This window comes from Streptomyces sp. NPDC002156, assembly GCF_053593675.1.
In genome coordinates this window covers 1-5,931 of the sequence record NZ_JBSFDA010000303.1, presented here as the reverse complement: position 1 = coordinate 5,931, position 5,931 = coordinate 1, and the positions used below count along the sequence as shown (strand labels likewise).

The 5,931-nt window shown below is 70.2% G+C and carries 3 protein-coding genes and 1 pseudogene; 1 reads left to right on the top strand and 3 read right to left on the bottom strand.

Annotated features, from left to right (window positions below; translation table 11 throughout):
* The 3 genes and pseudogenes from ACWCRB_RS48610 to ACWCRB_RS48600 all read right to left on the bottom strand — a co-directional run.
* Positions 1–94: pseudogene (locus ACWCRB_RS48610) on the bottom strand (mismatch-specific DNA-glycosylase); the annotation flags it as partial.
* Between the two features lie 16 nt (positions 95–110).
* A complete protein-coding gene (locus ACWCRB_RS48605; RefSeq protein WP_451002189.1) occupies positions 111–575 on the bottom strand; it encodes a PaaI family thioesterase in 465 nt (154 codons plus the stop codon).
* Between the two features lie 69 nt (positions 576–644).
* Positions 645–2,924 (bottom strand): FdhF/YdeP family oxidoreductase, encoded by a 2,280-nt coding sequence (locus tag ACWCRB_RS48600; protein ID WP_451002188.1) that lies wholly within the window; start codon positions 2,922–2,924, stop codon positions 645–647.
* A 168-nt stretch (positions 2,925–3,092) separates the two neighbouring features.
* Between ACWCRB_RS48600 and polA the strand changes: the two genes are divergently transcribed.
* On the top strand, positions 3,093–5,819 hold the full coding sequence (gene polA, locus ACWCRB_RS48595; RefSeq protein ID WP_451002187.1) for a DNA polymerase I: 2,727 nt from the start codon (positions 3,093–3,095) through the stop codon (positions 5,817–5,819).
* Positions 5,820–5,931: the final 112 nt, after the last annotated feature.

Sequence of the window (5,931 nt, the reverse complement as noted above, 5' to 3'; positions counted from 1 at the left end):
GCGTCACCTTCGCGGCCAGCAGGCGCCCGCCCTCGCGATATTCCTCGGCGGACAGTTCGTCGGCCCGTGCGGTCGCTCGTGCGACGACGTTCGTGCGAAGGAAACCGGCCTCAGCCCATCGTGGGTGCGTCCCGCAGCAGGCATGTCAGGCGTGCCGTGCACACCCGCTTGTCGTTCTCGTCCGTGATCACGATCTCGTACGTCGCGGTCGACCGCCCCCGGTGGACGGGCGTGGCCACGCCGGTGACCAGACCGGAGCGGGCGCCCCGGTGGTGCGTGCAGTTCAGGTCCACGCCGACGGCGATCTTCGTGCTGCCCCCGTGCAGCATCGACCCCACCGACCCGAGCGTCTCGGCCAGCACCGCGGACGCACCCCCGTGCAGCAACCCGTACGGCTGGGTGTTGCCCTCGACGGGCATCGTGCCGACGACCCGCTCGGCGGACGCCTCCACGATCTGGACGCCCATCCGGTTCCCGAGGTGTCCCGCGGAGAACATGGCGACCACGTCGACACCGAGTGCCGCGTACTCGTCGATGACCTCCTGCGGGAACTTCACGTGCTGCTGCTCACCCATGGACCCGGCTCCGTTCGTCGTGGTCGGTACGGCGTCCGTACGCCTACCTCCGCCCTCCTGAGCAAACGCTCAGTCGGTGGCCGATTGTTCCAGACGTACGACAACGGACTTGCTGGCCGGGGTGTTGCTGATGTCCGCGGTGGAGTCGAGCGGGACCAGGACGTTGGTCTCCGGGTAGTAGGCCGCCGCGCATCCCCGTGCTGTCGGATAGACCACGATCCGGAACCCGGGCGCCCGCCGCTCGACGCCGTCCTTCCACTCGCTGACGAGGTCGACGTACGACCCGTCGGCGACCCGGAGGGCCCGGGCGTCTTCGGGGTTCACCAGGACGACCCGGCGGCCGTTCTTGATGCCCCGGTAGCGGTCGTCCAGGCCGTAGATCGTGGTGTTGTACTGGTCGTGCGAGCGCAGCGTCTGCAGCAGCAGGCGGCCTTCGGGGAGCTTCGGGAACTCGACGGGGGCCGCGGTGAAGTTGGCCTTGCCGGTGGCGGTCGGGAAGCGGCGCTCGTCGCGCGGGGCGTGCGGGAGGGTGAAGCCCGCGGGGTCGGCGACACGCGCGTTGAAGTCCTGGAAGCCGGGGATCACGCGCGCGATGCGGTCGCGGACCGTGGCGTAGTCCTTCTCGAACTCCTCCCAGGGCGTGCGGGACTCCTCGCCCAGGACGCGCCGGGCCAGGCGGCAGACGATGGCCGGCTCGGAGAGCAGGTGCGTGCTCGCCGGGTCCAGGCGGCCTCGGGAGGCGTGCACCATGCCCATGGAGTCCTCGACCGTCACGAACTGCTCGCCGCTGCCCTGGAGGTCGCGCTCGGTGCGGCCCAGGGTGGGTAGGATGAGGGCACGCGCGCCCGTGACGACGTGCGAGCGGTTGAGCTTCGTCGACACGTGCACGGTGAGACTGGCACGGCGCATGGCGGCCTCGGTGACCTCCGTGTCGGGGGAGGCCGACACGAAGTTGCCGCCCATGGCGAAGAAGACCTTCGCCTCGCCGTCGCGCAGCGCCTGGATGGCCCGTACGACGTCGTAGCCGTGTTCGCGGGGCGGGGCGAAGCCGAACTCCTTCTCCAGGGCGTCGAGGAAGGCGGGGGCGGGGCGTTCGAAGATGCCCATCGTGCGGTCGCCCTGCACGTTCGAGTGGCCGCGCACCGGGCACACGCCGGCGCCGGGGCGGCCGATGTTGCCGCGCAGGAGAAGGAAGTTGACGACCTCGCGGATGGTGGGCACGGAGTGCTTGTGCTGGGTCAGGCCCATCGCCCAGCACACGATGGTGCGCTCGGAGGCGAGGACCATGGAGAGGGCTTTTTCGATCTCCGCGCGCGTGAGGCCGGTCGCGGTGAGGGTCTCGTCCCAGTCGGCGGCGCGGGCCGCCTCGACGAACTCCTCGTAGCCGTGGGTGTGTTCGCCGATGAAGGCCTCGTCGACCGCGCCCTCTGTGTCGAGGATCAGCTTGTTGAGGAGGCGGAAGAGGGCCTGGTCGCCGCCGATGCGGATCTGCAGGAACAGGTCGGTGAGGGCCGCGCCCTTGAGCATGCCCTGGGGGGTCTGCGGGTTCTTGAAGCGTTCGAGGCCCGCCTCGGGCAGCGGGTTGACGCTGATGATCCGGGCGCCGTTCGCCTTCGCCTTCTCCAGGGCGGAGAGCATCCGGGGGTGGTTCGTGCCGGGGTTCTGGCCGGCGACGATGATCAGGTCGGCCTTGTAGAGGTCCTCCAGGAGGACGCTGCCCTTGCCGATCCCGATGGTCTCGGAGAGGGCGGAACCCGAGGACTCGTGGCACATGTTCGAGCAGTCGGGGAGGTTGTTCGTGCCCAGTTCGCGGGCGAACAGCTGGTAGAGGAAGGCCGCTTCGTTGCTGGTGCGGCCCGAGGTGTAGAAGAGGGCCTCGTCGGGCGAGCCGAGGGCCTTCAGTTCTTCGGCGACGATGTCGAAGGCGCGGTCCCAGGAGACCGGTTCGTAGCGGTCGGCGCCCTCGGGCAGGTACATGGGGTGCGTGAGGCGGCCCTGCTGGCCCAGCCAGTAGCCGCTGCGGCCGGCCAGGTCGGTCACGGTGTGGGCGGCGAAGAACTCGGGGGTGACACGGCGCAGGGTGGCTTCCTCGGCGACCGCCTTCGCGCCGTTCTCGCAGAACTCCGCGGCGTGCCGGTGCTCGGGCTCGGGCCAGGCACAGCCCGGGCAGTCGAAGCCGTCCTTCTGGTTGACGCGCAGGAGGGTGAGCGCGGTGCGGCGGACGCCCATCTGCTGCTGGGCGATGCGGAGGGTGTGGCCGATGGCGGGCAGTCCGGCCGCGGCATGCTTGGGGTCGGCGACCTGCGGCGCGTCCTGGACCGGATCACTCTTGGGCGGCTTGCTGGCCATTGCTGAACCCCTTCGCTTGCACGTGTCTCTCCGCCTGCACGTGGTGCGCGTGCGCACGGTTCACCTGTGCGTGTGCCACCTCTTCGATCCTCGCACGCGGCAGTGACAACGACGGTGTCAGGTCCCGGGCGGCCCGCGTTGTCAGTGGCACGTGGCAGGATCGGGGTCGTGGCAGAGACAGCATCGAAGAAGACCGAGAAGACCTCCGGCACGGGCCGCCCCCGGCTGATGCTCATGGACGGGCATTCGCTGGCGTACCGCGCGTTCTTCGCGCTGCCCGCGGAGAATTTCACGACCGCGACGGGCCAGCCGACGAACGCGATCTACGGCTTCGCGTCGATGCTCGCCAACACGCTGCGCGACGAGGCGCCCACGCACTTCGCGGTGGCGTTCGACGTGTCCCGCAAGACCTGGCGCTCCGAGGAGTTCACGGAGTACAAGGCGAACCGGTCGAAGACCCCGGACGAGTTCAAGGGGCAGGTCGAGCTGATCGGCGAGCTGCTCGACGCGATGCACGCGGAGCGGTTCGCGGTCGACGGCTTCGAGGCCGACGACGTCATCGCGACGCTGACCACGCAGGCCGAGGCCGAGGGCTTCGAGGTGCTGATCGTCACCGGCGACCGGGACTCCTTCCAGCTGGTCACCGAGAACACGACGGTGCTGTATCCGACGAAGGGCGTCTCGGAGCTGACCCGGTTCACTCCGGAGAAGGTCTTCGAGAAGTACGGGCTGACGCCGGCCCAGTACCCCGACTTCGCGGCGCTGCGCGGCGACCCGTCCGACAACCTGCCCGGCATTCCGGGGGTCGGTGAGAAGACGGCGGCGAAGTGGATCAACCAGTTCGGGTCGTTCGCGGACCTGGTCGAGCGGGTCGAGGAGGTCAAGGGCAAGGCCGGGCAGAACCTGCGCGACCACCTGGACGCCGTCAAGCTCAACCGCCGCCTCACGGAGATGGTCCGGGACGTCGAACTCCCGAAGACGGTCACGGACCTGGAGCGCGCCGCGTACGACCGCACGGCGGTGGCGATGGTCCTCGACACCCTGGAGATCCGGAACCCGTCGCTGCGCGAGCGGCTGCTGGCCGTCGATCCGGGCGCCGAGGAGGCCGACGCCGGACCGGTCGCCGAGGCCGGTGTCGAGGTGGACGGGACGGTGCTCGGCACAGGAGAGCTGGCCCCCTGGCTCACCGGGCACGGCACGGCGGTCCTCGGCGTCGCCACGGTCGACACCTGGGCGCTGGGCAGCGGCTCGGTCGCCGAGGTCGCGCTCGCGGCGGCCGGGGGAGCAGCGGCCTGGTTCGACCCGGCGGAGCTGGACCAGGCCGACGAGAACGCGTTCGCGGCCTGGCTGGCCGACGCGGACCGGCCCAAGGTGTTCCACAACGTCAAGGGCGCGATGCGGGTCTTCGCGGAGCACGGCTGGACCGTGGCCGGGGTGAGCATGGACACGGCACTCGCCGCGTACCTGGTCAAGCCGGGGCGCCGTTCCTTCGACCTGGACGCGCTGTCCCTGGAGTACCTCGGCCGGGAGCTGGCGCCCGCCGCGACGGCGGACGGCCAGCTGGCCTTCGGCGCGGACGACGGCGCGGAGGCCGAGTCCCTGATGGTGCAGGCCCGCACGATCGTCGACCTGGGCGAGGCGTTCGGCGAGCGCCTCCAGGAGGTAGGCGCGGCGGATCTGCTGCGGGACATGGAACTGCCGACGTCGGCGCTGCTGGCCCGCATGGAGCGGCACGGCATCGCGGCGGACCGGGCCCACCTGGAAGCCATGGAACAGATGTTCGCGGGCGCGGTGCAGCAGGCGGTGAAGGAGGCGCACGCGGCGGCCGGCCACGAGTTCAACCTCGGCTCGCCCAAGCAGCTCCAGGAGGTCCTCTTCGGGGAGCTGGGCCTGCCGAAGACGAAGAAGACCAAGACCGGCTACACGACGGACGCGGACGCCCTGGCGTGGCTGGCGGACCAGACGGAGAACGACCTGCCGGTCATCATGCTCCGCCACCGCGAGCAGGCGAAGCTGCGCGTCACCGTCGAGGGCCTGATCAAGACGATCGCGGCGGACGGCCGTATCCACACGACGTTCAACCAGACGGTGGCGGCGACGGGCCGGCTGTCCTCCACGGACCCCAACCTCCAGAACATCCCGGTCCGTACGGACGAGGGCCGGGCCATCCGGCGCGGCTTCGTGGTCGGCGAGGGCTTCGAGTCCCTGATGACCGCGGACTACAGCCAGATCGAACTCCGCGTGATGGCCCATCTCTCGGAGGACGAGGGCCTGCTGGAGGCGTTCACGTCCGGCGAGGACCTGCACACCACGGTCGCCTCCCAGGTGTTCTCGGTCGAGCGCACGGCGGTGGACGCGGAGATGCGCCGCAAGATCAAGGCGATGTCGTACGGCCTGGCGTACGGCCTGTCGGCGTTCGGCCTTTCCGGCCAGCTGAACATCGACGCGGGCGAGGCGCGGGTCCTGATGGACACGTACTTCGAGCGCTTCGGCGGGGTACGGGACTATCTGCGCCGGGCCGTCGACGAGGCGAGGGCGACGGGTTACACGGAGACACTCTTCGGCCGCCGCCGCTATCTCCCCGACCTGAACAGCGACAACCGTCAGCGCCGTGAGATGGCCGAGCGCATGGCCCTGAACGCCCCGATCCAGGGCACGGCGGCGGACATCGTCAAGATCGCCATGCTGAAGGTGGGCCAGGCGCTGGAGGCGGCGGAACTGAAGTCCCGCATGCTGCTCCAGGTCCACGACGAAATCGTCCTGGAGATCGCCCCGGGAGAGCGCGAGGCGACGGAGGAACTGGTCCGACGGGAGATGGCGGGGGCAGTGCATCTGCGTGCGCCGCTGGACGTGTCGGTGGGGTCGGGACTGGACTGGGAGTCGGCGGCACATTAGCTCCGCTGGGTGGGCGGTTCGTTGTCTGCGGCCCGGTGGGGCTTCTCGCGCAGTTCCCCGCGCCCCTGAAAAGCAGGGGCTGCGCCCGTGCTTTTCGGCCCGCAGGGCCGGG